This window comes from Stenotrophomonas maltophilia group sp. Smal12, assembly GCF_037079935.1.
GTDB classification, from domain to species: domain Bacteria; phylum Pseudomonadota; class Gammaproteobacteria; order Xanthomonadales; family Xanthomonadaceae; genus Stenotrophomonas; species Stenotrophomonas sepilia.
This window is the reverse complement of sequence record NZ_JBAWUK010000008.1, coordinates 75,251-100,578: the sequence shown is the minus strand read 5'-3', so window position 1 is coordinate 100,578 and position 25,328 is coordinate 75,251. Positions and strand designations below refer to the sequence as shown.

Annotated in this window: 18 protein-coding genes and 1 riboswitch; of the genes, 15 read left to right on the top strand and 3 right to left on the bottom strand. The window is 66.6% G+C overall.

Annotated features, from left to right (window positions below):
• The first annotated feature begins 75 nt into the window (after positions 1 to 75).
• The 6 genes from WDC87_RS05520 (at position 76) to WDC87_RS05495 (ending at position 13,243) form a co-directional block, all read left to right on the top strand.
• Positions 76 to 1,872 carry an autotransporter assembly complex family protein gene (locus WDC87_RS05520; protein ID WP_032954656.1) on the top strand — a complete coding sequence of 599 codons (1,797 nt, stop codon included), beginning with the start codon at positions 76 to 78 and terminating at the stop codon, positions 1,870 to 1,872.
• Positions 1,869 to 5,726 carry a translocation/assembly module TamB domain-containing protein gene (locus tag WDC87_RS05515; protein WP_252744792.1) on the top strand — a complete coding sequence of 1,286 codons (3,858 nt, stop codon included), beginning with the start codon at positions 1,869 to 1,871 and terminating at the stop codon, positions 5,724 to 5,726. The genes WDC87_RS05520 and WDC87_RS05515 overlap by 4 nt, the downstream gene beginning before the upstream one ends.
• A gap of 179 nt (positions 5,727 to 5,905) precedes the next feature.
• A complete protein-coding gene (locus WDC87_RS05510) occupies positions 5,906 to 8,053 on the top strand; it encodes a S46 family peptidase (RefSeq protein ID WP_252744793.1) in 2,148 nt (715 codons plus the stop codon).
• Positions 8,054 to 8,188: 135 nt separating this feature from the next.
• Positions 8,189 to 11,647 carry a PAS domain-containing hybrid sensor histidine kinase/response regulator gene (locus WDC87_RS05505; RefSeq protein WP_252744794.1) on the top strand — a complete coding sequence of 1,153 codons (3,459 nt, stop codon included), beginning with the start codon at positions 8,189 to 8,191 and terminating at the stop codon, positions 11,645 to 11,647.
• A 238-nt stretch (positions 11,648 to 11,885) separates the two neighbouring features.
• Positions 11,886 to 11,975, top strand: a riboswitch (yybP-ykoY riboswitch).
• Positions 11,976 to 12,064: 89 nt separating this feature from the next.
• Positions 12,065 to 12,640, top strand: a complete 576-nt coding sequence (locus WDC87_RS05500; RefSeq protein ID WP_049449888.1) for a manganese efflux pump MntP family protein — start codon at positions 12,065 to 12,067, stop codon at positions 12,638 to 12,640.
• A 147-nt stretch (positions 12,641 to 12,787) separates the two neighbouring features.
• Complete coding sequence (locus tag WDC87_RS05495) at positions 12,788 to 13,243, top strand: transposase (RefSeq protein WP_252744795.1); 456 nt, start codon at positions 12,788 to 12,790, stop codon at positions 13,241 to 13,243.
• 102 nt (positions 13,244 to 13,345) lie between these two features.
• Here the strand turns inward: WDC87_RS05495 and WDC87_RS05490 are convergent, their stop codons facing one another.
• Together WDC87_RS05490 and acs are read right to left on the bottom strand one after the other, a co-directional pair.
• Complete coding sequence (locus WDC87_RS05490) at positions 13,346 to 14,011, bottom strand: response regulator transcription factor (protein WP_005420420.1); 666 nt, start codon at positions 14,009 to 14,011, stop codon at positions 13,346 to 13,348.
• Positions 14,012 to 14,091: 80 nt separating this feature from the next.
• Complete coding sequence (acs, locus tag WDC87_RS05485) at positions 14,092 to 16,035, bottom strand: acetate--CoA ligase (RefSeq protein ID WP_252744796.1); 1,944 nt, start codon at positions 16,033 to 16,035, stop codon at positions 14,092 to 14,094.
• Positions 16,036 to 16,280: 245 nt separating this feature from the next.
• On the opposite strand from acs, the gene WDC87_RS05480 reads away from it, so the two are divergent.
• From WDC87_RS05480 to xth, 7 genes are all read left to right on the top strand, one after another.
• Positions 16,281 to 17,708 (top strand): DcaP family trimeric outer membrane transporter, encoded by a 1,428-nt coding sequence (locus tag WDC87_RS05480; RefSeq protein WP_057494015.1) that lies wholly within the window; start codon positions 16,281 to 16,283, stop codon positions 17,706 to 17,708.
• A gap of 127 nt (positions 17,709 to 17,835) precedes the next feature.
• On the top strand, positions 17,836 to 19,497 hold the full coding sequence (locus tag WDC87_RS05475; protein ID WP_049412037.1) for an MFS transporter: 1,662 nt from the start codon (positions 17,836 to 17,838) through the stop codon (positions 19,495 to 19,497).
• Between the two features lie 74 nt (positions 19,498 to 19,571).
• Positions 19,572 to 19,817: a hypothetical protein gene (locus WDC87_RS05470; protein ID WP_088496647.1), complete on the top strand. Its 246-nt coding sequence runs from the start codon at positions 19,572 to 19,574 to the stop codon at positions 19,815 to 19,817.
• A gap of 306 nt (positions 19,818 to 20,123) precedes the next feature.
• Positions 20,124 to 20,618, top strand: coding sequence for a hypothetical protein (locus tag WDC87_RS05465; RefSeq protein ID WP_252745419.1), 495 nt, complete (start codon positions 20,124 to 20,126; stop codon positions 20,616 to 20,618).
• 54 nt (positions 20,619 to 20,672) lie between these two features.
• Complete coding sequence (locus WDC87_RS05460; RefSeq protein WP_088496649.1) at positions 20,673 to 21,212, top strand: DUF3304 domain-containing protein; 540 nt, start codon at positions 20,673 to 20,675, stop codon at positions 21,210 to 21,212.
• A gap of 127 nt (positions 21,213 to 21,339) precedes the next feature.
• Positions 21,340 to 22,749 carry a coniferyl aldehyde dehydrogenase gene (locus WDC87_RS05455; protein ID WP_252745420.1) on the top strand — a complete coding sequence of 470 codons (1,410 nt, stop codon included), beginning with the start codon at positions 21,340 to 21,342 and terminating at the stop codon, positions 22,747 to 22,749.
• A gap of 93 nt (positions 22,750 to 22,842) precedes the next feature.
• The gene (xth, locus tag WDC87_RS05450; protein ID WP_151355349.1) at positions 22,843 to 23,610 is read left to right on the top strand and encodes an exodeoxyribonuclease III; all 768 of its coding nucleotides are present in this window, start codon (positions 22,843 to 22,845) and stop codon (positions 23,608 to 23,610) included.
• A 72-nt stretch (positions 23,611 to 23,682) separates the two neighbouring features.
• Here the strand turns inward: xth and WDC87_RS05445 are convergent, their stop codons facing one another.
• On the bottom strand, positions 23,683 to 23,934 hold the full coding sequence (locus tag WDC87_RS05445) for a GlsB/YeaQ/YmgE family stress response membrane protein (protein WP_005411656.1): 252 nt from the start codon (positions 23,932 to 23,934) through the stop codon (positions 23,683 to 23,685).
• An 84-nt stretch (positions 23,935 to 24,018) separates the two neighbouring features.
• Between WDC87_RS05445 and WDC87_RS05440 the strand changes: the two genes are divergently transcribed.
• Both WDC87_RS05440 and rsmG read left to right on the top strand, forming a co-directional pair.
• Positions 24,019 to 24,618, top strand: coding sequence for a 4'-phosphopantetheinyl transferase superfamily protein (locus WDC87_RS05440; protein WP_061480448.1), 600 nt, complete (start codon positions 24,019 to 24,021; stop codon positions 24,616 to 24,618).
• A 39-nt stretch (positions 24,619 to 24,657) separates the two neighbouring features.
• Complete coding sequence (gene rsmG, locus WDC87_RS05435) at positions 24,658 to 25,296, top strand: 16S rRNA (guanine(527)-N(7))-methyltransferase RsmG (protein WP_012481632.1); 639 nt, start codon at positions 24,658 to 24,660, stop codon at positions 25,294 to 25,296.
• Positions 25,297 to 25,328: the final 32 nt, after the last annotated feature.

The following is a 25,328-nucleotide window of genomic DNA, read 5'->3' as shown; positions in this document are numbered from 1 at the left end:
CGGTGTATTTTGACCGCCACTTAACAACCGATCCGCAATGACGTGATGCATTTCGCATCGTCACCTCCGGTCGGTATGCTGTGCCGCATGCAGCCAAAGAAATACGCCCTGCCGCTGATGGTCCTGTCGCTGGCCGCCACTTCCGTGGTCCATGCGCGCGGCACCATCGACAAGGTGGACATCAAGGGATTGGACAAGGGCGACGACGCCGCAATCATCGAGAACATCCAGGAATCGCTGTCGCTGTACGACACGATCGGCAAGGAGCAGGGCGAATCGCGCCTGGAGTACCTGCTGTCGCAGGCCGAGCGGCAGACCCGCCAGGCGCTGGAGCCGTTCGGCTACTACAACCCGGTGATCAAGGTCGAGGCGCCGCGTGAGGACGAGCACGTGCGCGTGCTGATCCACGTCGACAAGGGCGCCCCGGTGACCGTGCGCCGCGAGCACATCGACATCACCGGCCCGGCGATGTACGACCAGTACCTGCAGGACGACCTGGCCGCCTTCAAGCCGCGCAAGGGCCAGCGCTTCGAGCACACCCAGTACGAAGCCAGCAAGATCACCATCACCCGGCGCCTGGCCGAGCGTGGCTACTTCGATGCCGACTACACCCAGCGCCAGGTGCAGATCACCCGCGCCGACAACGCCGCCGACATCGACCTGACCTGGGACAGCGGCCGCCGCTACAACATGGGCCCGGTGCGCTTCGAGCAGGATTACTTCGTCGACAAGCTGTTCGATCCACTGGTGTACTGGGACCAGGGCAGCTACTACCACGAGGGCAAGCTGGACCGGCTGCGCGAGTCGCTGACCAAGCTGGACTACTTCAGCGTGATCGACATCCAGCCGCGCCCGGACCAGGCCGACGAGAACGGCGAAGTGCCGGTGGACGTGAAGCTGACCCGGGCCAAGCGCACCATCTACACCGCAGGCCTGAGCTACGGCAGCGAGAGCGGCCCGGGTGTGCGCGGTGGCATCGAGCGGCGGTTCCTGAACAACCGCGGCCACAAGATGAACACGCAGCTGGACTATGCGCAGAAGCGCAAGAGCCTGGTCACCAGTTACCGCATTCCGGCCTTCAACTGGCTTGATGGCTGGTACACCTTCGCCGCCAGCGCGTACGACGAGCAGACCGACTACATCGACCTGCGCAACTTCAAGCTGATCGCCAGCCGCAGCGGCGAGATCAACGAACACTGGACCGCGATCGCCTCGATCAACGCGCTGCGCGAGCGCTGGCGCTATGCCTCCGGCACCGAATTCACCGACGCGGTCTACAACACCTCGACGCTGGTGTACCCGCAGATGGTTGCCGACTACGTCAACGTCGACGACGAGATGTTCCCGCGCAAGGGCATCAGCGGCGCTGCAACGGTGCGTGCCGGCGTGGAAGGCGCCGGCTCGGATACCAGCTTCGTGCAGGCCAACGCCGTGTTGCGCTGGTACATCCCGGTGGGTGAAAGCAATCGCCTGATCCTGCGCGGCGAGGGCGGCACCACCTGGACCAGCGATCTGGTGGCGATGCCGCCGAGCCTGCGCTATTTCGCCGGTGGTGACCGCAGCATCCGCGGCTACGCCTACCGTGAGGTCGGCCCGCGTACGCCGAAGCCGGACAAGTACGCGCTGGGTGCCAAGAACCTGGTGATCGGCTCGGCCGAGTACGAGCACTACTTCAACGGTGGCCCCTGGGGTGCGGCGGTGTTCGTCGATACCGGCAGTGCCTTCGACAACACCATCGACCTGCATACCGGCGTCGGCTTCGGCGTGCGCTGGAAATCGCCGGTGGGCCCGGTGCGCATCGACGTGGCGCACGGCCTGAACAACCCGGATTCGCAGTTCCAGCTGTACCTGAACATCGGAGCGGACCTGTGAGCGCGTCCGCACCGACCCCGAACACCCTGCCGCCACGCGTGCGCTTCTATCGCCGTCGCCGCTTCTGGGCATGGTCCGGTGCCGGCGTGATCGGCCTGGTGCTGCTGGCCCTGCTGGCGGTGTACTGGCTGCTGCAGACCGTGGCCGGCCGTGACGTACTGCTGGCCCAGGTGGTGGCGCGGCTGCCGGTGGGTGCCAGCTTCACCTGGGACAAGGTGGAGGGTCCGGTGGCCGGACCGCTGACCCTGTACAACGTCGACTTCCGCTATGACGACATCCATTTCCACGCCGAGCGTGCGCACCTGGAGCCAGACCTGCGCCCGCTGCTGGGCCGCAAGCTGCTGCTGGACAAGCTGGAGCTGACCAACGCGACGTTGAACCTGGCCAAGAGCGATGAGCCGTTCAAGCTGCCGTCCTGGCCCGATTCCCTGCCGCAGATCGAGATGCCGCTGGCGATCCAGGCCGATGCCATCGCCATCGATGGCTTCCGCATCAGCCAGGCCAACGAACCGGTGATCGACATCAGCCGCGTGCGCGGCGGCATCGAGATCGCCAACGGCGAGTTCCAGGCGCACAAGCTGGTGGTCGACAGTGACATGGGCAACTTCACTGCCCAAGGCCATTACATCCCGGCCAAGGACTACGACACCGACGTGACGGTGACGGCGGTGTTGCCGGCACCGCGTGGGCGCACGGCCGCTACCGTCGGCCTGGTCGCCCGCGGTGACCTGTCGCACATGGAAGTGGCGGTGGCCGGGCGTGCACCGAAGCCGCTGCACGCGATGCTGGTGTTCGATGGCCGCACCGACCCGACGTGGAATGCCAGCGTGCGCAGCGACGAGCTCGATCTGGCGCTTCTGTCGCCGGCATTGGCGAGCTCGGCGATCACGCCGTTGTCGCTGGATTTCACTGCTGCTGGCAAGGGCGGCAATGCCAGCCTGCGTGGCAGGGTGAAGCAGGGCGAGCAGGAACTGGAACTGGCACCGTCCGTGGTGTCATTGCAGGACCAGGTGCTGAAGGTTTCGCCGCTGCTGCTGAAGGGTCTCGGTGGCGAAGCCCGCCTGGAGGGTACCGCCGATTTCAGCCAGGAAGACCAGCAGAAGCTCAACTTCTCGGTGGTCGCGCGTGACCTGACCTATGTACCGGCGCCTGATCCGAACACCGCCGGCAGCGCGCCGGTGCCGGTCACTCTGAAGGAAGCACGCTTCGGCCTGGCCGGTACCCTGAAGGCCTGGGCGGCGATCGGCCGCGCCGAGGTCGAACGCGAAAAGCAGAAGGCGCAGCTGCACTTCGATGTGCGTGGCAACGACCAGGCCGCGTCGATCCACCAGCTGCAGGCGCAGACGCCGGGTGGGCAGCTGCAGGTGGAAGGCCAGGTGGCGTGGGCGCCGAAGCTGGACTGGGACGCCAAGGCCACGCTGAAGGACTTCGACCCCGGCTATTTCGTGCCAGGCTGGAATGGCCGCCTGTCCGGCAACCTGGCCTCCAAGGGCCGCCAGCTGCCGCCGCCGGCCAATGCCGCACCGGGCACCGCCGGTACGCTGGAAGCCACGGTGGACCTGCCCTCGCTGAAGGGCATGCTGCGCCAGCGCAATCTCGACGCACAGGGCAAGTTCGCGCTGCAGGGCGCGCAGGGCCAGGGTGACCTGAAACTGGCGTTGGGCAGCAGCCGGGTGACCGCGTCGGGCAAGGTCGGCGACCGCCTCGACATCGATGCGCGTTTCGAGCCATTGCAGTTGAGCGACCTGCTGCCCGGCGCCGATGGCGGCCTGCGTGGCCAGGTACAGGTGAAGGGCCCGCGCGATGCGCCGGACATCACCGCCGACCTGGTCGGCAACAACCTCAACTGGGATGGCTACGGCGCCGAGAGCGTGAGCATCAAGGGCCGCCTGCCGTGGCGCGGCGACAGCGGCACGCTGGCGGTGCAGGGCCAGCAGGTCAACGCGGGCATGCTGCTGGAGCGGCTGAACATCGACGCGCAGGGCAGTGTGTCCAACCTGCGCCTGGCTGCGCAGACCCGCAACGAGATGGGTGCGGTCGAGCTGCAGGGCAGCGTGCGCCAGCAGGGCACGCAGTGGCGTGGCGAGCTGGCGTCGCTGCGCATCGCACCGGTGAAGGGTGATGCCTGGGCGCTGCGTGCACCGGCGGCGTTCGCGATCAACGGCAGCACCTACACGCTGTCCGAAGCCTGCCTGGCCGCGGCCAGCAGCGGCGCGCTGTGCGCACAGGCCAACTGGCCGCGCGAAGGCCTGGTGGTGCGCAGCGACGCGCTGCCACTGGCGCTGGTGCAGCCGTGGTTGCCGCCGCAGTCCGGCCGGCGCATCTACCTTCGCGGCGATGTCAGCCTGGACGCGCAGATCCGCCCGCGCGGCAACGCTTGGGAAGGCCATGTGGAAGTGCGCTCGAAGGAAGGCGGCGTGCGCCTGGGCGAGAACCGCAACACTGTGGGCGATACCACCCGCGGCGAGCTGGTGCGCTATGACCAGTTCTCGCTGAAGCTCGACATGACCCCGGCCAGCATCAAGGGCTACCTGGGCATGGGCTTCCAGGGCAATGGCTTCGTCGACGCCAGGATGCAGACCGGCTGGGAAGCCAGTGCGCCGCTGAATGGTGAGCTCTACCTCAACATGTCGCGGCTGTACTGGCTGGAGCTGTTCTCGCCGGACATCGTGCGACCGACCGGCCTGATCGAAGGCCACGTCAGCCTGCGCGGGACGCGAGGCCAGCCGTCGCTGGGTGGCGACGCACAGCTGAGCAACTTCAAGGGTGAATTCCCGGCGCTCGGCCTGACCTTCGACCAGGGCAAGGGCAGCTTCGTGGCCCAGCCCGATGGTTCGGCAAAGATCACCGCGCAGGCCAACTCGGGCCAGGGCACGCTGTACGTGGACGGTGGCCTGTCGTGGTTCGGCGATGCGCAGCCGCTGCAGCTGAAGATCCATGGCGAGAACGTGCTGCTGTCCAACACCAGCGAACTGCGCATCGTCGCCAACCCCAACCTCGACTTCACCCTGGCCAAGGCGGCGATGGAGCTGCGCGGCACCGTGCACGTGCCCGAGGCCGACATCGACCTGGAACGCCTGGACCGCGGCACCTCGGTGTCCGAAGACGTGGTGGTGCTCGACCCGGCCGATCCGGAAGAGTCGCGCACCTCGCCGCTGGACATGGACCTGACCGTCAGCCTGGGCGACAAGGTCAAGATGACCGGCTTCGGCCTGAAGGGCGCGCTGACCGGCAAGATGCAGGTCTGGGCCAAGCCCGGCCGCGAAATGACCGCCAATGGCGGCCTGGAAGTGAGCGGCCGCTACAAGGCGTATGGTCAGGACCTGACCATCACCCGCGGCAACCTCAACTGGAACTACAACGCGGTGTCCGACCCACGCATCAACATCCGCGCCGAGCGCCGCATCGGTGATGTCACCGCCGGCATCGACGTGACCGGGCGTGCCCAGCAACCGCGTGCCGACGTGTGGTCCGATCCGGCGATGTCGCAGTCCGAGGCACTGGCCTATCTGGTGCTGGGACGCAGCCTGACCGGCGCCAGCAGCGACCAGGCGCAGCAGGTCAACGCGGCCTCGGCGGCGCTCTCGGCTGGCAGTGGCCTGCTCGCCTCGCAGCTGGGTGCCAAGCTGGGCCTGGATGATGCAGGCGTGAGTCAGTCGCGCGCGCTGGGTGGTTCGGTGATCGGCGTCGGCAAGTACATCTCGCCCAAGCTTTACGTGGGTTACGGCGTGTCGCTGGTGGGCGCCGGTTCGGTGATCACGCTGAAGTACCTGCTGCGCCGCGGGTTTGATGTGGAAGTGGAATCGAGCACGGTGGAAAACCGTGGTTCGATCAACTGGCGGCGGGAGAAGTAACCCGCCGTGGCATCCCTGTAGAGCCGAGCCATGCTCGGCTTCTGCGCGCAGCGCGGGTTGAAGGAAGAGCAGCCGAGCATGGGCTCGGCTCTCCCCGTCAGGTCCCCAACCATTGGCCGTTGCCCCATCCGGCCCCAGCGGCTATGGTCCCGGGCTGTTCTGTCGTACCGGATTGCCTCATGTCGCCACGCAAAGCCCTTCCCACCGCCCTGGCCCTGGGCCTGACCCTTGCCGCTGGTGCCCACGCCGATGAAGGCATGTGGATGCCGACCCAGCTGCCGGACCTGGACAAGCCGCTGCAGGCCGCTGGCTTCAAGGGCAATCCGGCCGACCTGGCCAACGTCACCGCGCCGCCGCTGAGCGCGGTGGTGCGCGCGGGCGGCGGCACCGGCTCGTTCGTGTCCAGCGACGGCCTGCTGCTGACCAATCACCACGTGGCGATGGGCGTGATCCAGTACAACAGCTCCCCAGAGCACGACCTGATCAACGGTGGCTTCATCGCCAGGGACCGTGCCGACGAGCGCCCGGCCAACCCGGACTTCCGCGTGCTGGTCACCGTCGGCTTCGACAAGGTGACCGACCAGGTGCTGGCGCAGGCCCGCGGCAAGACCGGCCGTGCCTACTTCGATGCCGTCGATGCGGCCAGCAAGCAGATCGTGGCCGAGTGCGAGAAGGATGGCAGCGTGCGCTGCTCGGTGGCCAACATGTACTACGGCACCGACTTCTACCGCATCGCCCAGCTGGAACTGAGCGACGTGCGCCTGGTGTACGCGCCGCCGCGTGCGATCGGCAACTATGGCGATGAGATCGACAATTTCATGTGGCCGCGCCACACCGGCGACTTCACCCTGCTGCGCGCCTATGTCGGCAAGGACGGCAAGCCGGCGCCCTACAGCAAGGACAACGTGCCCTACCAGGCGCCGGCACACCTGCAGATGTCGGTGGAGGGCCCGAAGGAGGGCGACTACGCGATGCTGGCCGGTTATCCGGGCATCACCTACCGCCACCGTACCGCGGCAGAATTCGCCGGCCAGATCGACACCGTGCTGCCGCGCCGCGTTTCGGTGTTCCAGCAGATGATCGACACCATCGAGGCGGCAACCGCCAAGGACGCGCAGGCACGTACCCGTTACGCTTCGCAGCTGCAGTCGCTGAAGAACAACCGCAAGCGCGCCGCCGGTGAGCTGGAAGGCCTGCTGCGCAGCGATGCCAAGGCCCAGCGTGCCGCCGACGAGACAGCCATGCTGGCCGCCACCGATCGCAGGTACCAGGGCGACATCAAGGCGCTGCTGGCCAACCTGTCACAGGGCGCGGCGGTGGGCGAGCGTGACCTGCTGCTGGACCAGATGGCCGCACAGAGCCAGTTGCTGCGCTCGGCGCTGCTGCTGGAGCGCCTGCGCATCGAATCGGCCAAACCGGACGCGCAGCGCGAGAGCGGTTACCAGCAGCGCGACCAGGCGATGATCGAAGGCGTGCTCAAGCAGGTCCAGCGCCGCTACGCACCGGAGGTCGAGAAGGCCCTGCTGACCACCCTGCTGACCCGTTACCAGCAGCTGCCGGACGCGCAGCGCGTGGCCGAGTTCGACGCCGCCTTCGGCCGTACCCCGCAGCAGCTGGCCAAGGCGCTGGACACCCTGTATGCGGGCACCCAGCTGGGTGACGAGGCGCAGCGCCTGTCGCGCTTCGCCGCCGCACGCGAAGGCAAGGCGCTGGCCGCCGATCCGCTGATCGCTGTGGCCGGCCCGCTGGTGGCCGCGCAGCTGCGCATCGAGAACGAGAGCAAGACCCGCGAAGGCGAGCAGCTGCGCCTGCGCCCGGCGTACGTGCAGGCGCTGTTCGCCTGGCGTGCCAAGCAGGGCCGCGCCGTGTACCCGGATGCCAACCGCACCCTGCGCATCAGCTACGGCAAGGTCGAGGCGCTGCACCCGCGCGACGGCGTGACCTACTCGCCGGTGACCACCGTGGCCGGCATCGTCGAGAAGAACACCAACGCCTATCCGTTCGACGCACCCAAGCCGCTGCTGGCCGCGATCGCCAAAGGTGACTTCGGCAGCACCGCCGATCCGGCACTGAACACCCAGACGGTCAACTTCCTGACCAACCTGGACACCACCGGCGGCAACTCCGGCTCGCCGGTGCTCAATGCGAAGGGCGAACTGATCGGCCTGAACTTCGACAGCAACTGGGAGTCGGTCAGTGCCAGCTGGTGGTTCGACCCGCGCTACAAGCGCGCCGTGCACGTGGACATGCGCTACCTGCGCTGGCTGCTGGCCAAGGTCTACCCGGCGCCGGAACTGCTGAAGGAAATGGGCGTGCCGGCCCAGTAAGAAGCCGGCCACGACCCACGGTCGTGGCCCGCACCGCGTAGGCCCCCACCTGGGTGGGGGTGGTTGCCCCCAACGCGCCCGCACCCCCGGCCACGCCTGGCCTACACTGCGGGTTCTTCCCACGGAAACGCACGCGTGGTCTCCAGCTGGATCCTGCTGCTGGTCTCGGTTGCCTATGCCGCGCTGCTGTTCGGCGTGGCGTGGTGGGGCGACCGTCGGCCGATGTACCCCGACCGGCCGTGGCTGCGGCCGGTGGTCTACAGCCTGGCGCTGGCCGTGTACTGCTCCTCGTGGACGTTCTACGGCGCGGTGGGTACCGCCGTGCGCAATGGCGTGGGCTACCTGCCGATCTACATCGGCCCGCTGCTGCTGCTGTTGTTCGGCTGGCGCATCATCGAGCGCCTGGCGCTGATCGCACGCAGCCAGAACGTGGTCTCCATCGCCGATTTCATCTCCTCGCGCTTCGGTCGCTCGCGGCGGCTGGCGGCGCTGGTGGCGATCATCGCGCTGATCGGCATCATTCCGTACCTGGCGTTGCAGTACAAAGCGGTGGCGATGAGCCTGCAGGTACTGACCGGCAACACCGGCCCCACCGGCTTCTTCACCGACCCGGCGCTGTACGTGGCGCTGCTGATGGCGCTGTTCGCCACCCTGTTCGGCACCCGCCAGGTCGATGCCACCGAGCACCACCACGGCATGATGCTGGCGATCGCCTTCGAATCGGTGATCAAGCTGCTGGCGATGCTGGCGGTGGGCGTGTTCGCCTACCTGTGGCTGAGCAACCGCACCGACGCGGTGGTCGAGTCGGTGCATACGCTGTTCACCGGCCTGCCGCCGGTCGGCTTCATCTCGCAGACCCTGCTCAGCTTCCTCGCCATCATCTGCCTGCCGCGCCAGTTCCACGTGGCCGTGGTCGAGTGCGGCGATGTGCGCGACGTGCGCCGCGCGCGCTGGATGTTCGGCGGTTACCTGGTGCTGATCTCGGGCATGGTGCTGCCGATCGCCACCGCCGGCGTCACCCTGTTCGGCACCGGCGGCAGCGTCGCCGACGATTCGATGGTGCTGGCGCTGCCGTTGGCCGAAGGCCGCAATGCGCTGGCGCTGATCGCCTACGTGGGCGGCTTCTCGGCGGCCACCGGCATGGTCATCGTCTCGTCCATCGCGCTGGCGACCATGGTCAGCAACGACCTGGTGATGCCGGTGCTGCTGCGTCGGAGCGGTGACCACCAGGAAGCCGCCGACGTCGCCTCGCGCGTGCTGTGGATCCGCCGCCTGGCGATCCTGCTGCTGGCGCTGATGGCCTACAGCTACTACCGCACCAGCAGCAACGACAGCACGCTGGCCTCGTACGGCCTGATGGCGTTCGCAGCGGTGGCGCAGTTCGCGCCCGGCCTGATCGGCGGCCTGTACTGGCGCGGTGCCAGCCGGCGCGGCGTCGAAGTGGGCATGCTGCTGGGCTTCGCCACCTGGCTGTACACCCTGCTGCTGCCGGCGATGACCATGGCCGGCTGGGTCGACGCCGCCTGGGTGCAGCACGGCCCGTTCGGCATCGAGTGGCTGCGTCCGCAGCAGCTGTTCGGCATGTCCGGCTGGGATCCGCTGACCCACGGCACGTTCTGGTCGCTGCTGGTCAATGCGGCGACGATGATGCTGGTGTCCGCGCGCTGGCGGCCCGGCGTCGACGAGCGCCTGCGTGCGGCACCGTTCCTCGACCCGTATGCCGAGCGCCCGTCGGTGGCCGGCGGCTGGCCCGGCCACGTGCATGTGGGCGACCTGCTGGCGCTGGCCTCGCGCGTGGTCGGCGAGCGCCATGCGCGGCGTTCGTTCTTCGAGCAGGCGCAGTCACTGGGCCGTGAACTGCAATCCTCCGCGCCTGCAGACCGCCCGTGGGTGCAGTTCACCGAACGCCTGCTGGCCGCGTCGATCGGCGCGGCGTCCGCACGCCTGCTGCTGACCAGCCTGCTGCGTGGCTCGGGCATGGACCTGGGTGAAGTGGTGGCGGTACTGGACGAAGCCGGGCAGGAACTGCGCTTCAACCGCGAGATCCTGTCGACCACGCTGGAGAACATCAGCGCCGGGGTCAGCGTGGTCGATCCGGACATGCGCCTGACCGCGTGGAACCGCCGCTACCAGGACATGTTCGGTTACCCCGACGGCATGCTCTACGTGGGCCGCCCGGTGGCCGACCTGATCCGCTACAACGCCGAGCGCGGCGAGCTGGGCGAGGGCGATATCGAAGTGCAGATCAACCGCCGCATCGGTTACATGCGCGCCGGCTCGCCGCACGTGTTCGAGCGCACCCGCAGCGACGGCAAGGTGATCGAGATGCGTGGCCAGGCGCTGCCCGGCGGCGGTTACGTGACCAGCTACAACGACATCACCGACTACAAGCACGCTGAAAGGGCACTGCTTGAAGCCAACGAGACGCTGGAACAGCGCGTGGCCGAGCGCTCGCATGAGGCCGAGGTTGCGCAGCAGTCGAAGACGCGCTTCCTGGCGGCGATCAGCCACGACGTGCTGCAGCCGCTGAACGCAGCACGCCTGTTCGCTTCGGCACTGCGCGACAGTGATCACGTCAGCGACGAGCAGAAGCATCTGGCCGAGCGCGTGGACGCGGCGCTGCGCGCGGCCGAAGAACTGCTTGATGGCCTGCTGGACGTGTCGCGGCTGGATGCCGGTGGCCTGCACCCGGTGATCGGCGAATTCGACGTGAGTGCGTTGATGCGCGAGCTGGCGGCGCAGTACACGCCGGTCGCTGCGGGTCGCGGTCTGCGCCTGGACCTGTTCACGCGTCCGGCCTGGGTGCGCAGTGACCGCCGCCTGCTGCGCCGCGTACTGCAGAACTTCCTGGCCAATGCGCTGCGCTACACACGCCAGGGGCGCATCGTGCTGGCCGTGCGCCAGCGCGGCGACGAGGTGGAACTGCAGGTGTGGGACACCGGCCCGGGCATTCCCGAACACCACATGCGGCAGATCTTCGACGAGTTCCACCGCTACCAGCAGCCGTTCGACTGGGGCGAGCAGGGGTTGGGCCTGGGCCTGTCGATCTGCCAGCGCATCTCGCGCCTGCTTGATCATCGGTTGAACGCACGCAGCCGCGTCGGCAAGGGCTCGATGTTCTCGATCATCCTGCCGCGGGTGGCGCCACTACCCGGGTATACCGAGTTGGCCACGCCGGTGCAGGCCGTGCCCGCACCGGTGCGCAGCGATTCGCTGGCGGGCCTGCGGGTGTTGTGCGTGGACAACGACGAGGAAATCCTCGACGGCATGCGCGCGCTGCTCGGCCGCTGGCAGGTGCAGGTGATCACTGCCGCCACCGTCGACCAGGCGCTGGAGAAGATTGCCGAGCGTCCGCAGGTGATGCTGGTGGACTACCACCTGCACGATCGCATGGATGGCCTCGATGCGCTGGTGGCGCTGCGCGAGGCGGCCGGCTATCCGCTGCCGGGTGCGCTGCTGACCGCCGATGGCCGCGACGAACTGAAGCGGATGGCACGCGAGCGTGGCTACCGCGTGCTGACCAAGCCGATCAAGCCGGCCTCGCTGCGCGCCTTCCTCGGCGCGCTGCGCGACGCCGGCAACAGCGATGCCTGATGGCAATGTAGAGCCGAGTCCGCACTCGGCTGCTGCGCGGGACATGGTGTTCCGTGGGCCGGCCGAACAGCAGCCGAGCATTGGCTCGGCTCTACAAAAATCCAGTTGCGGGGGCCCTCTGTAGAGCCGAGCCCGCGCGCAGCGACGTGCTGATATAGCCATCGCTATACAAACCAGCCCTGCCTGCGCGTTTCGATGGAAATGCGCCACGCGTGGATCGCGATGCTAAGCTTCGCGTCCCCTTGGGGAGTAGCCGGATTCCTTCGCAGGAATCGTCCACGTCAACATACTCGGCCAGTGCGCCGTGGCGTGGACAACCATGATGGTTGGCGAGACCAGCGGCCCGCGCGCGCAACGTCAGGTTGGGCGCGAGCGCCGGCCGTGCGTCCGTCCTAGCCCGACCTTCAGCAGTCGCCAATGTCCCCCATCTCGATCCTCCTGATCGGCTTTGCCATGTCCACCGATGCCTTTGCCGCCGCGATCGGCAAGGGCGCGGCCATGCGCAAGCCGGTGTTCCGCGATGCCTTGCGTGCCGGCATCATCTTCGGCGTCATCGAGGCGATCACGCCCATCATCGGCTGGCTGCTCGGCCGCGCCGCCCTGCAGTATGTCGAAGCCTTCGACCACTGGATCGCGTTCGGCCTGCTCGGCGCGCTGGGCATCCACATGATCTACAACGGCCTGCGCCCGGACAGTGCTGACGAAGACGAAGACCCCTCGCAGCACCACGGCTTCTGGAAGCTGGCGTTGACCGGTTTCGCCACCAGCATCGATGCGATGGCGGTGGGCATCGGCCTGGCCTTCATGGACGTGCATATCGGCGTGATGGCCGCGGTCATCGGCCTGTGCACGCTGACCATGGTCACCGCCGGCATCATGCTCGGCCGCGTGCTGGGCAGCATGGTCGGCAAGCGTGCCGAGATCATCGGTGGCGTGATCCTGGTGATCATCGGCGCGACGATCCTGTACGAACACCTGCACGGCGTGGGGTGAGCAGGGAAACCTGTAGAGCCGAGCCCACGCTCGGCTGCTTTGCATGGCAGCCGAGCATGGGCTCGGCTCTACATCAGGGTGTTGGCTGACAAGCATTGCGGTGTTGCACTGATGGAGAGACTGGCATGCGTGCCATAGCCTCTTCGCATGGCCAGTCCCGCACTCCGTTATGGTCGTTGGTCGCATACCGGCAATGTCTATGCACTTACCACGGTGACGCATGCGCGTCGTCCCTGGTTCAGTGACAAGGCCAACGTCGATCTGCTGATCGAAGCCCTGCGCACCGTAGAGCGGACGGGGCGGACCTCCTCCCTCGCCTGGGTGGTGATGCCGGATCATCTGCACTGGCTGTTCGAACTCCGTACCGGCACGCTCGCCGGCTGCATGCAGATCCTCAAATCACGGAGCGGGCGTTCCATCGGCAGGCGCACTGAGGCGAACGCGCCGATCTGGCAGCCGGGATACTACGATCATGCGCTGCGCGGCGATGAGTGCCTGCGCACGCAGGCGATGTACATCGCGGCCAATCCCGTGCGTGCTGGGCTGGCCACGCGCATCGGGGAATACCCCTATGTGTGGAGTCGATGGTTGCTTGAGGAGTGATTGGTATTGAGGCAAAGAGCAGCCGAGCGTGGGCTCGGCTCTACAGGGGCATCATGACGTCTGTAGGGCCGAGCCCATGCTCGGCTCCGCAGTCCGTCACCTTCAGTCTTCTTCCGGCGGCAGCACGATGGCGTCGTCGTCGATCGCCAGCTTGCCGGCCATCAGCACGGCCTGGGTGCGGTTGGTCACGCCGAGCTTGCGCAGGATGGCGGTGACGTGGGCCTTGATCGTCGCTTCGGAGACGTTGAGGTCGTAGGCGATCTGCTTGTTCAAGCGGCCGGCGCCGAGCATCTGCAGGACGCGGAACTGCTGCGGGGTCAGCTCGCGCAGGCGCTGGCCGACTTCGCGTTCTTCGCTGCCGGTGGGCGGCACGTTGTGCGCTTCCGGCGGTGCCCAAGTCTCGCCATCGAGGATGGTGCCCAGCGCATGGCCGATGGTGTCCGAATCCGCAGACTTCGGGATGAAGCCCAGCGCACCGTGGTCGAGCGCGCGGCGCATCACCGTGGCTTCTTCGCGCGCGGACACCACCACCACTGGCAGCTGGGGGTGCAGTGAGCGCATGTGCACCAGTGCGTTGAAGCCCTGCGCACCGGGCATGTTGAGATCCATCAGGACCAGGTCGGCGTCGTTGTGCTGGTCGGCCAGCGCGTACAGCGCTTCCACGCTGTCGGCCTCGAACAGCTGCACGCCCGGGATGACCCGCTGCACGGCGCCGCGCAGGGCTTCGCGGAACAGCGGGTGGTCATCGGCAATCAGGAGGGTGGTCATGGTCGGGGGGAACCGTGGGGGAAAGCAGATGGGGTCAGAGCCCTTTCCTTGAGCAAAGGGATCCGACCCCGGGTCGTACGTCATCGCACCTTGCGCTCGTCCACCAGCGACGCCACCACCGATGGATCGGCCAGGGTCGAGGTGTCGCCGAGCTGGTCCGGTGCGTTTTCGGCGATCTTGCGCAGGATGCGGCGCATGATCTTGCCCGAGCGGGTCTTCGGCAGGCCCGGCGCCCACTGCAGGTGGTCCGGTGTGGCGATCGGGCCGATCTCCTTGCGCACCCAGGCGATCAGTTCCTTGTGCAGCTCATCGCTCGGCGCCTCTTCGGCCACCAAGGTGACGTAGGCGTAGATGCCCTGGCCCTTGACGTCGTGCGGGAAGCCCACGACCGCCGCTTCGGCCACCTTCGGATGCGAGACCAGCGCGCTTTCCACTTCGGCGGTGCCGATGCGGTGGCCGGACACATTGATCACATCGTCGACGCGGCCGGTGATCCAGTAATAGCCGTCCTCGTCGCGGCGGCAACCGTCGCCGGTGAAGTAGCTGCCGGGGTAGGTGCGGAAATACGTATCGATGAAACGCTGGTGGTCGCCGTACACCGTGCGCATCTGGCCCGGCCAGGAGTCACGGATGATCAGGTTGCCCTCGGTCGGGCCGTCCTGGATCTCGCCATCGGCATTGACCAGCGCCGGCTGCACGCCGAAGAAGGGCAGGGTGGCCGACCCCGGCTTGAGGTCCATCGCACCGGCCAGCGGCGAGATCAGGATGCCGCCGGTCTCGGTCTGCCACCAGGTATCGACGATCGGGCAGCGGCTGTCGCCGACCACTTCGTAGTACCAGCGCCAGGCTTCCGGGTTGATCGGCTCGCCGACGCTGCCGAGCAGGCGCAGCGACGCGCGCGAGGTCTTCTTCACCGGCTCCTCGCCTTCGCGCATCAGCGCACGGATGGCGGTCGGGGCGGTGTAGAAGATGCTCACCTTGTGCTTGTCGATGACGTTCCAGAAGCGCGAGGTGTCCGGATAGTTCGGCACGCCTTCGAACATCAGCGAGGTCGCACCGTTGGCCAGTGGCCCGTACACGATGTAGCTGTGGCCGGTGACCCAGCCGACGTCGGCGGTGCACCAGTAGATGTCGTCCTCGCGCAGGTCGAACACCGCTTCATGGGTGCAGGCCGCATACAGCAGATAGCCGCCGGTGGTGTGCAGCACGCCCTTCGGCTTGCCGGTGGAGCCGGAGGTGTAGAGGATGAACAGCGGGTCTTCCGCGTTCATGCGTTCCGGTTCGCAGGTGGACGGCTGGCTGTCCACCACATCGTGGAACCAGCGGTCGCGCGGGGCCTGCATGTCCACCGCGCCGCCGGTGTGGCGCACCACCAGCACGGTTTCAACCGTGTTCGTGCCCGGCAGCTTCAGCGCGGCATCAACGTTGGCCTTCAGCGGAATCCTGCGGCCACCGCGCAAGCCTTCGTCGGCGGTGATGATCAGCTTGCTCTGGCAGTCGCTGACGCGGTCGGCGATCGAGTTCGGCGCGAAGCCACCAAACACCACCGAGTGGATCGCACCGATGCGCGCGCAGGCCAGCATGGCCACCGCAGCATCGATGATCATCGGCAGGTAGATGGTGACGCGGTCGCCCTTTTTGACCCCGAGGTTGCGCAGCGCATTGCCGAGGCGGCAGGTGCGCTCATACAGCTCGCGATAGGTCACGTGCTGGGCCGGTGCATCCGGGCCGTCCGGCTCGAACAGCAGGGCGGTCTTGTCGCCGCGCGTCTCGAGCTGGCGATCCAGGCAGTTCACGCTGGCATTGAGCTCACCATCCTCGAACCACTTGATGTGGAAGTCGGACAGGTCGTAGCTGACGTTCTTGATCTTCGTCGGCTTGCGCATCCATTGCAGGCGCTCGGCGGCCTTGCCCCAGAATCCATCCGGGTCGGTTACCGACGCCTGGTACTGCTGTTCATAGGTCTTCTTGTCGATGCGTGCCTTGGCGGCGAACTGCGGATCGACGGGGTAGATATCAGCCATGGCACCCTCACTTGCACGTTGACTTTGTATGTGCGGTCGCAGCATCGCAACGACCGATCCCCCTCAGTTTGCCCCATCCACCCCCGGCCGCGTCACCACCCTGGTTAGACCATGGTCGAAAGTGAGCGCCCTGCAGGGCCGGGTTCGACCAATGGCGAATAGCCGCTATACATAATCGCCCCGCAGTCTCGGCTCGACCGTGCCCCACGCGCGGCATCACCTTGCCACTTGGGAGAGAGGGCAACATGAGCCACCGTACGTTGAAAGCCGTGCGCACACCTTTGGCGGCCTGCCTGCTGGTCGCCTTGGTCGCACCGGGCATGGCGTTCGCAGAGACCGCCAAAGAGAAGGCACTGGAAGCACGCGTTGCCGAACTGGAACGCCAGGTCCAGCTGCTGCTGTCTTCGCAGCAACAACAACAGACCCAGATCAGCCAGACCCAGCAGGCGGTGACCGAAGTCCGCACGGTGCAGGCCGGGCAGAAGCCGGTCGCACAGGTGCCGGCCGGCAAGCAGCCGATCCAGGTCACCACCCTCACCCCGGGCGCGGCACCGGGCACCACGGTCAAGATCGGCGGCTTCATCAAGGCCGACTTCTTGGCCACCCAGACCAGCGATGGCCAGCTGGCCGACGACGCCACCGGCCGCTCGCTGTACCTGCCGGGCCAGACCCCGGTGGAAGGCGCTGGCGGCAGCGGCAAGCGGTCGGGCACCGATTTCAACGCCCATGCCAAGTTCTCGCGCTTCAACCTGGGCATCGACAACGTCAGCGAATCGGGCAACAAGGCCGGTGCGTTCTTCGAGATGGACTTCTTCGGCAACTCACTGGGCAACCAGACCGCCACCAATACCTACGGCGTGACCCTGCGCCACGCCTACATGTACTGGAACAACTGGCTGGCCGGCCAGACCTGGTCCAACTTCATGGACGCGGCCGCACTACCCGAAGCGGTCGACTTCGTCGGCCCCACCGACGGCGTGATCTTCGTGCGCCAGGCGCAGGTGCGCTACACCCAGGGTGGCTTCAGCGTCGCGCTGGAAAACCCGGAAACCACCACCCTCACCGGCACCCGCAACCCGGTCACCGGCGCCTGGACCAACGCCAGCGCCAACTCCGACCGTGGCAGCCTGCCCGACCTGACCCTGCGCTATGGTTGGAAGGGCGACTGGGGCACCTTCGGTGTCGGCGGCATCGTCCGCCAGTTGAAGGTCGACAACCAGGCGACCGGCGCGAAGGCCGACAAGGTGGCCGGCGGCCTGACCCTGGGTGGCAAGTGGGTGATGGGTGACAGCGATTCGCTGCATTACCAGCTGACCGGTGGCGAAGGCATCGCCCGCTACATCGGCCTGGGCATCACTGCCGACAGCGCCTATGACGTGGCCCGCGACGAACTCAACCCGACCGGCGTGCTGGCCGGCTATGTCGGCTGGCGGCATGCGTTCTCGCCGAAGCTGCGCACCAACCTGATCTACGCGCGCAGCGACTACGACAACGACAGCATCCTCGGCCCGCTGGTGACCAAGAGCGTGCAGAGCATCCGCGGCAACATCTTCTATTCGCCGCTGCCCAAGGTCGATATCGGCGCCGAGCTGATGTATGGCCGTCGCGAAGTGGAGAACGGCAACAAGGGTGACATCACCCGGTTGCAGTTCACTACGAAGTACAGCTTCTAAGAGCGTGCCGGCCGGCGGCCGGCACCTACCGAGATGGGGTGCCGGCCAAGGTCGGCATCTACCGAATTGAGTGCCGACCAACGGTCGGCACCCACCAACAACGATTGCTTCGGAGGGGAAGCGTCCCATGTCCAGTACACCCAGCACCGCACATAAAGCGGGCACCCTGACCAAGGGCCACAAGAAGGTCATCTTCGCCTCGAGCCTCGGCACGGTCTTCGAGTGGTATGACTTCTTCCTGTACGGCTCGCTCGCGGCCATCATCGCCAAGCAGTTCTTCAGTGGCGTCAATGAAACCACGGGCATGATCTTCGCCCTGCTGGCGTTCGCCGCCGGCTTCTTCGTGCGCCCGTTCGGCGCTGCCTTCTTCGGCAGCCTCGGCGACCGCATCGGCCGCAAGTACACCTTCCTGGTCACCATCCTGATCATGGGCATCTCGACCTTCCTGGTCGGCGTGCTGCCCAACTACGCCTCGATCGGGTTTGCCGCACCGGTGATCCTGATCATCCTGCGCCTGGCCCAGGGCCTGGCGATGGGCGGCGAGTACGGCGGTGCCGCCACCTATGTGGCCGAGCACGCGCCGGACGACAAGCGCGGCCTGTACACCAGCTTCATCCAGTGCACCGCCACGCTGGGCCTGTTCCTGTCGCTGCTGATCATCCTGGCCTGCCGCATGACCCTGGGCAACGAGGCGTTCGAGGCCTGGGGCTGGCGCATCCCGTTCCTGGTGTCGATCCTGCTGCTGGGCATTTCGGTATGGATCCGCCTGCAGCTGAGCGAATCGCCGCTGTTCCAGCAGATGAAGGCTGAAGGCAAGGGTTCCAAGACCCCGTTCCGCGACAGCCTGAAGGGCGGCAACCTGAAGCTGATGTTGCTGGTCCTGCTCGGTGCGGCGGCTGGCCAGGCCGTGGTCTGGTACGGCGGACAGTTCTACGCGCTGTTCTTCCTCAGCAGCATGCTGAAGGTCGATGCCACCACCTCCTACCTGCTGATCGCCGCAGCGCTGGCACTGGGCACGCCGTTCTTCATCTTCTTCGGCTGGCTGTCCGACCGCATCGGCCGCAAGAAGATCATCCTGGCCGGCTGCCTGCTGGCGGCCATCACCTACATCCCGATCTTCAAGGGCCTGACCCACTTCGCCAACCCGGCCATCGAAGAAGCGCGCAGCAGCTCCCCGGCACTGGTCGTCGCCGACCCGGCCACCTGCTCGTTCCAGTTCGATCCGGTGGGCCTGCGCAAGTTCACCAGCTCCTGCGACGTGGCCACCGCCGCGCTGACCAAGGCCGGTGTGCCGTACGACGTGCAGCCCGCCGCCGCCGGTTCGCTGGCGATGGTGAACGTGGGCAGTGCCAGCGTCACCTCGTATGAGGCCGCTGGCCTGACCAAGGAAGAAGGCAAGGCCAAGGCCGATGCGTTCGGCGCGGAGCTGAAGACCGCGCTGACCACCGCCGGCTACCCGGCCAAGGCCGATGGTGCGCGCATCAACATCGCCGGCACCATCTTCATGCTGTGGCTGCTGGTGCTGTACGTGACCATGGTCTACGGCCCGATCGCCGCCTACCTGGTGGAACTGTTCCCGACCCGCATCCGCTACACCTCGATGTCGCTGCCGTACCACATCGGCAACGGCTGGTTCGGTGGCTTCCTGCCGGCGATCTCGTTCGCGCTGGTGGCCGGTACCGGCAACCTGTACTACGGCCTGTGGTACCCGATTGCGATCGCACTGATGTCGGTGGTGATCGGCGGCCTGTTCCTGCGCGAGACCAAGAACGTGGATATCACCAAGTAGGAATGATGTTCACCGGATGAAGGAAAGGCCGCGGTGCAGACCGCGGCCTTTTCTTTTCCCTGTAGCGCCGAGCCATGCTCGGCGACCGCGCAACGCGCGGCACAGAGTTCCGCAGACGCGAACAGACAGCGCTCAATGCCGTCGATGTGTCCGCGCTCGGCGTTCAGGCCGACTGCCGCGACATCAATGGACTGCTCGCTGGCATCGGAAGCTCCGGCCACGAGAAGACATCCGGTCAGAAATGCAAATACGCGTCGCATCTACGCATGTTATTGGAGGTGGGATACTACCTTCAGCGCGCTGACGTCGTGCGGCAATGAAACAAGTACGAATCTACATATCAGCCCAGTATTTGATCGTACCGGTGCGGGATGACGTATCCAGCCACACGGAAGACGGGGACTTCTAGCAAGAACTGCCAACGTCTGACGCAAATGGCCCGAACTCCCTTTGTTCATCCGTACGCCCCATAGCATGTGTGATTCATCGAATCGGATCGGGGAATGCGCAGGGTACTTCTGGCAGCGATCATCACTGTCTCAGCGTCAGCGGCTGGCGCAGAAACGCATGTAGCTGCCGACGACGCGACACGGCAGGGAAGCCTGCGAGTCGAGGAAAGATCGCCCGTGATCAAGCAACTATGCGAGACAGAGACGGTCTGGCTGTCCTGGAACGACGCCGTACCAAGCGCAACACTGGTGACCTGCGATTGCAGTTGCACATCGCATGACAACTCAGGATGGCTTGTCGAGGCGCAACCGGAAGTCGACACCTATCGGGTGCATCGAGTCTCTCTCGGCAAGGTTTTCAGTCCCACGGAGTTCCGTCGGGCTGGTGCGCGGATTCAGGACATCGTCTCGTCGCATCCGTGGTGCTCAGGCGCCAAACCGAGCATGCCGACGAATGCCGTGTTTGCGACGTTGGTGAAGCAGCCCACGGAATCGGGCGATGAGCCTTACTGCTTTACGCCCCACTTCTTCGTAGGTGATCGGAATGTCCCCCTGAAGAGGATTCCAATGTCGGGCGAACAGTTATCCGACGCGTCCGCAGCAGGATCAGCACTGATCGCGCGGGAGGTCAAGTTCCTGCGTGATTGGCGGCTGGAGTTTGCGCCTGAGTAGCGCATTCGTTCCCTCGGACAAAGTATGAGGGCTATACATTATGGGGTTTCAATGATGTTTGTTCTGAAGCGCGTGGTGCTGGCATTTCTTGCCGGCCCACCTCTGCTCCTATCTGCCTATGCTGTGGATGCGAGTGCGATCTATGGTGTCAACCACACCCACTGGGCGATCAACCGGTTCAGTGTCGATGGCCGTTCAGCCGTTGACAGCATTGGCCGATATCAAGGCGGCGGTGGAGGGTGCTGCTACAGCGCACCAGAACGCTGGCATTCTGGGCTGACGGTGCGGGTTGACTGGGAAACGGGTGCCGGAAGCTCGAGAGATTTTCCTGGAACCAGAGACTGGCCAAAATTTCTGGAGTGGGAGAAGAAAATCCTGGCGCAGAAGCGCAGGCATAGCAAAGTCGTCTCCGTCCCGGATTACACCGGCCAGGACGTCTGCGGCATCACCGTACATTTCCTGCCCTGCGATGAGATTCAGGTCACCACCTCCTGTTATGCCTACGGCAGCCCCGAGTACCCGATCAAGATTCCGCTTGAGTTGCCAGAACCCCAGTCTTGCCCGGCACAACCTACCGACCAGCAGAAGACGTAGTGATGGACGGGTTTGCATGAGGGGGTGAACGCATGCAAGGCGGTCGGGAGGTGTCCGAATGAGACCCCGTGCCACGGCGTGAAGGTTGGCATGCGAGCCGGGCACGGCTCGACCCTACAATCGGCCCATGACCACCACCGCCCCAACCGACCTTCCCGCCATCCTGCACTCCCTGCGCAGTGCCTGGCAGTCGCAGCGCCCTTCGCTGGACCAGCGTGAAGCCGACCTGCGCCGCCTCCGCGAAGCGCTGAAGCCACGCCTGGACGAAATGGCCACGGCCATCGCCGAGGACTTCGGCCACCGCGCCCACACCGAATCGAAGCTGGCCGATGGCATGAGCGTGCTGTCGGCCATCGACCACCTGCGCCGCCACCTGCGGCGCTGGTCGAAGCCGCAGCGCGTACGGGCCGGCTGGAAGCTGTGGCCGGCGCGCGCGCAGCTGCGGCCGACGCCACTGGGTGTGGTCGGGGTGATCTCACCGTGGAATTACCCGGTCACGCTGGCGCTGGTGCCGCTGGTCACCGCCATCGCTGCGGGCAACCACGTACTGCTGAAGCCTTCGGAACACACGCCGCGCACCAGCGCGTTCCTGGCCGATCTGCTGGCCAGCGTGTTCCCGCCCGATCGGGTGGCGGTGGTGCAGGGCGGGGCGGATGTGGCCGCGGCGGTGTCCTCGCTGCCGCTGGACCATCTGCTGTTCACCGGCTCGACGGCCGTGGGCCGCAAGGTGATGGCCGCCGCCGCCGAGCATCTGGTGCCGGTCACGCTGGAGCTGGGCGGCAAGTCGCCGGCCATCGTCTGCCGCGATTTTCCGCTGGACAAAGCCGCCGCGCGGCTGGCCACCGGCAAGTGGTTCAACGCGGGCCAGACCTGCATCGCGCCGGATTATGTGCTGATCGATACGGTCCGCCAGCGCGAGTTCGTACAGGCGCTGCAGCAGCAGGTGCGCGAACGCTATGGCGACTTCAGCAATGCCGACGACTACACGCGCATCATCAACGAGGGCCAGTACCAGCGCCTGCAGGGCTATCTGGTGCAGGCGCGCGAACGTGGCGTGCCGGTGATTCCGTTGGCGCAGGTGGATGAGGCGCGCGCCGACCGCGAGCGTCTGCTGGTGCCGACCGTGGTGCTGGACCCGCCCGACGATCTGGACCTGATGCGCGAGGAAATCTTCGGGCCGATCCTGCCGGTGCGGGCCTATCCGGATCTGGATGCCGCGCTGGCCGACGTGCTGTCCCGCGACCGGCCGCTGGCGCTGTATCCCTTCAGCCATGACACGGCCACGGTGGAGCGCATCCTCGGCCAGGTGGTGGCCGGTGGCGTGACGGTAAATGACACGTTGCTGCACTTCGCCGCCGATGGCCTGCCGTTTGGCGGGGTGGGGGCCAGCGGCATGGGCGCCTACCACGGCCGGGCCGGGTTCGATGCGATGAGCAAGCGGCTGGCGGTGCTGTGGCAATCGCGCTGGGCGGCCAGCGACCGGCTGCGGCCGCCGTATTCGAAGATTGCGGGTTTGTTGAAGCTGCTGCTGCGGTGAACCCAGGCAGGGCGTGGCTCTGCTGAATCAGGGCCCGGCCCGATTCTTCTGTAGAGCCGAGCCCCATCCCGGCCACCCGGGTAGAATGCCCGCATGAAAATCGCCTCGTGGAACGTCAATTCGCTCAATGTCCGCCTGCCGCACCTGGAGCAGTGGCTCAAGGCGTTCGGCCCGGACATCGTCGGTATCCAGGAAACCAAGCTGGAGGACCACAAGTTCCCCGACTCTGCGCTGATCGCCGCCGGCTACCGCAGCGTGTTCGCCGGCCAGAAGACCTACAACGGCGTGGCGCTGCTGTCGCGTGAGCCTGCACAGGACGTGCAGATCGGCATTCCCGGCTTCGAGGACGAACAGAAGCGCGTCATCGCCGGTACCTTCGGCGACCTGCGGGTGATCAACCTGTACGTGGTCAACGGCCAGGACATCGGTACCGACAAGTACGAGTACAAGCTGCGCTGGCTGGAAGCGGTGCATGCGTGGGTCGCGCAGGAGCTGCAGCGCCACCCGAAGCTGATCGTGATGGGCGACTTCAACATCGCCCCGGACGCCCGCGACGTGCACGACCCGGAGGTGTGGAACGACAACCACATCCTGACCTCCACCGCCGAGCGCGGCGCGCTCACCAAGCTGCTGCAGCTGGGCCTGCACGATGGCTTCCGCCTGCACAACGACGAGGCGGGTACCTTCAGCTGGTGGGATTACCGCGCCGCCGGCTTCCGTCGCAACCTGGGCCTGCGCATCGACCTGACCCTGGTCTCCGATGCGCTGAAGAGCGGTGCGGTGGCCTCGGGCATCGACCGCGAGCCGCGCACCTGGGAACGCCCGAGCGACCATGCGCCGGCGTGGGTACAGATCGGTTGAATGAACTAGGCCCGGCGATTGCCGGGCCCGTTCTGAAAGGCCCGCCGGCCAGCGGCCGGCGCTACCGCCGTGTCAGCGTATGCTCTTGCGGGTGAACAGATTGACGATCGCCAGCAGGATCACTGCACCGATCAGCGAGAACAGGAAGGTTCGAATGGTGATCGCTTCGTTGATGCCGCCGCCGAACAGCCAGCCGGAAATCAGCGCGCCGACGATGCCGACCACGATGTTGAGGATGATGCCCTGCTGGGCATCGCGCTTCATGATGATGCTGGCCAGCCAGCCTACGATGCCGCCGACGATCAGCCAGATGATGATGCCCATGATCGAACCTCCGGTGGGGAACGGTGACCAGTTGACGCGCACGGCCGTGAACCCGTCGTGCAATCGTGTGACGGGCGCGTGCGCATGAGCCTGCCAGCCACCCTCGACGGCCCGTGGCGCTTTGGTCCGGTGACGGTCTGGCGGCGCCCGCACGTGCCCGGCCATCGCGGCGAACCGCAGGCACGGCAGGTGCTGGCGCAGGCCCTCGGGGCCGATCCGGAGACGCTGCCGCTGGTCCGCGATGACAAGGGCCGGCCGGAACTGAGCGGCGCATTGGCCCACTACGGCACTGGCTGGAGCCACAGCGGCGAGGTGCTGCTGGTGGCGCTGGGCGAAGGCGTGCGGCTGGGCGTGGACCTGGAACTGCTGCGGCCGCGCGCCCGCCTGCTGGAGATCGTGCAGCGCTTCTTCCACCCGGAGGAGGTGGCGTGGCTGGAAAGCCTGGACCAGGCCGACCGCGAACACTGGTTCTTCCGCGTGTGGTGCGCCAAGGAAGCGATGCTGAAGGCGCACGGCCAGGGTATCTCGTTCGGCCTGCACCGCCTGCAGCTGGCGCCGGGGGCCGATGGCGCCCTGCACCTGCGCTGGTGCGACCCGGAACTGGGCGAGGCCGCGCGCTGGCACCTGCACGAATGGCAGGCCACCGGTCAGTTCCGGGCGGCGTTGGCCTGGTATCCGCACTGAGGCGGGGAATCAGCGCGCAAAACCGGCGATAATGCCGGCATGAGCGAACACCCACTTCCCGCCAGCGTGGCTGCCACGCTGGAACAGGGCCTGGCCAGCATGGGCCTGGATGCCGCGCTGGCGCCGCCGCTGCTGCGCTACCTGGCCCTGCTGCACCGCTGGAACGGCACCTACAACCTCACCGCCATCCGCGACCCGCAGGAGATGGTCACCCGCCACCTGCTCGACTCGCTGGCGATGCAGCCGTTCGTGGCCGATGGCAGCCTGGCCGACCTCGGCACCGGGCCCGGGCTGCCCGGCATCCCGCTGGCCATCGCCTGCCCGGGCCTGCAGGTGACCCTGGTCGAGAGCAATGGCAAGAAGGCGCGCTTCATGCGCGAGGCCGTGCGCCAGCTCGGCCTGGGCAATGCCCGCGTGGCCGAATCGCGCGCCGAGGCGCTGGACGAGGCCGGCCGTTACGACCAGCTGACCGCGCGCGCAATGGATACCCTGGCCGGCATCGTCCGCGTCGGTGGCCATCTGCTGCGCCCCGGTGGCGTGCTGCTGGCCATGAAGGGCGTCTACCCGCATGAGGAGATCGCGGAACTGCCGGCGGGCTGGCAGGTGCGCGAGGTGACCCCGCTGAGCGTGCCCGGCCTGGCCGGCGAACGCCACCTGGTCACCGTTACAGGTCCCTGATTCCCGCCGCCAGCCCTTTGTGGAACAACGGG

Coding starts and splice junctions, on each gene's coding strand:
- WDC87_RS05520 (WP_032954656.1), top strand. CDS start 76: ATGCTGTGCCGCATGCAGCCAAAGAAATACGCCCTGCCGCTGATGGTC.
- WDC87_RS05510 (WP_252744793.1), top strand. CDS start 5,906: ATGTCGCCACGCAAAGCCCTTCCCACCGCCCTGGCCCTGGGCCTGACC.
- WDC87_RS05500 (WP_049449888.1), top strand. CDS start 12,065: ATGTCCCCCATCTCGATCCTCCTGATCGGCTTTGCCATGTCCACCGAT.
- WDC87_RS05495 (WP_252744795.1), top strand. CDS start 12,788: ATGGCCAGTCCCGCACTCCGTTATGGTCGTTGGTCGCATACCGGCAAT.
- WDC87_RS05490 (WP_005420420.1), bottom strand. CDS start 14,011: ATGACCACCCTCCTGATTGCCGATGACCACCCGCTGTTCCGCGAAGCC.
- acs (WP_252744796.1), bottom strand. CDS start 16,035: ATGGCTGATATCTACCCCGTCGATCCGCAGTTCGCCGCCAAGGCACGC.
- WDC87_RS05480 (WP_057494015.1), top strand. CDS start 16,281: ATGAGCCACCGTACGTTGAAAGCCGTGCGCACACCTTTGGCGGCCTGC.
- WDC87_RS05475 (WP_049412037.1), top strand. CDS start 17,836: ATGTCCAGTACACCCAGCACCGCACATAAAGCGGGCACCCTGACCAAG.
- WDC87_RS05470 (WP_088496647.1), top strand. CDS start 19,572: ATGCTCGGCGACCGCGCAACGCGCGGCACAGAGTTCCGCAGACGCGAA.
- WDC87_RS05460 (WP_088496649.1), top strand. CDS start 20,673: ATGTTTGTTCTGAAGCGCGTGGTGCTGGCATTTCTTGCCGGCCCACCT.
- WDC87_RS05455 (WP_252745420.1), top strand. CDS start 21,340: ATGACCACCACCGCCCCAACCGACCTTCCCGCCATCCTGCACTCCCTG.
- xth (WP_151355349.1), top strand. CDS start 22,843: ATGAAAATCGCCTCGTGGAACGTCAATTCGCTCAATGTCCGCCTGCCG.
- WDC87_RS05445 (WP_005411656.1), bottom strand. CDS start 23,934: ATGGGCATCATCATCTGGCTGATCGTCGGCGGCATCGTAGGCTGGCTG.
- WDC87_RS05440 (WP_061480448.1), top strand. CDS start 24,019: ATGAGCCTGCCAGCCACCCTCGACGGCCCGTGGCGCTTTGGTCCGGTG.
- rsmG (WP_012481632.1), top strand. CDS start 24,658: ATGAGCGAACACCCACTTCCCGCCAGCGTGGCTGCCACGCTGGAACAG.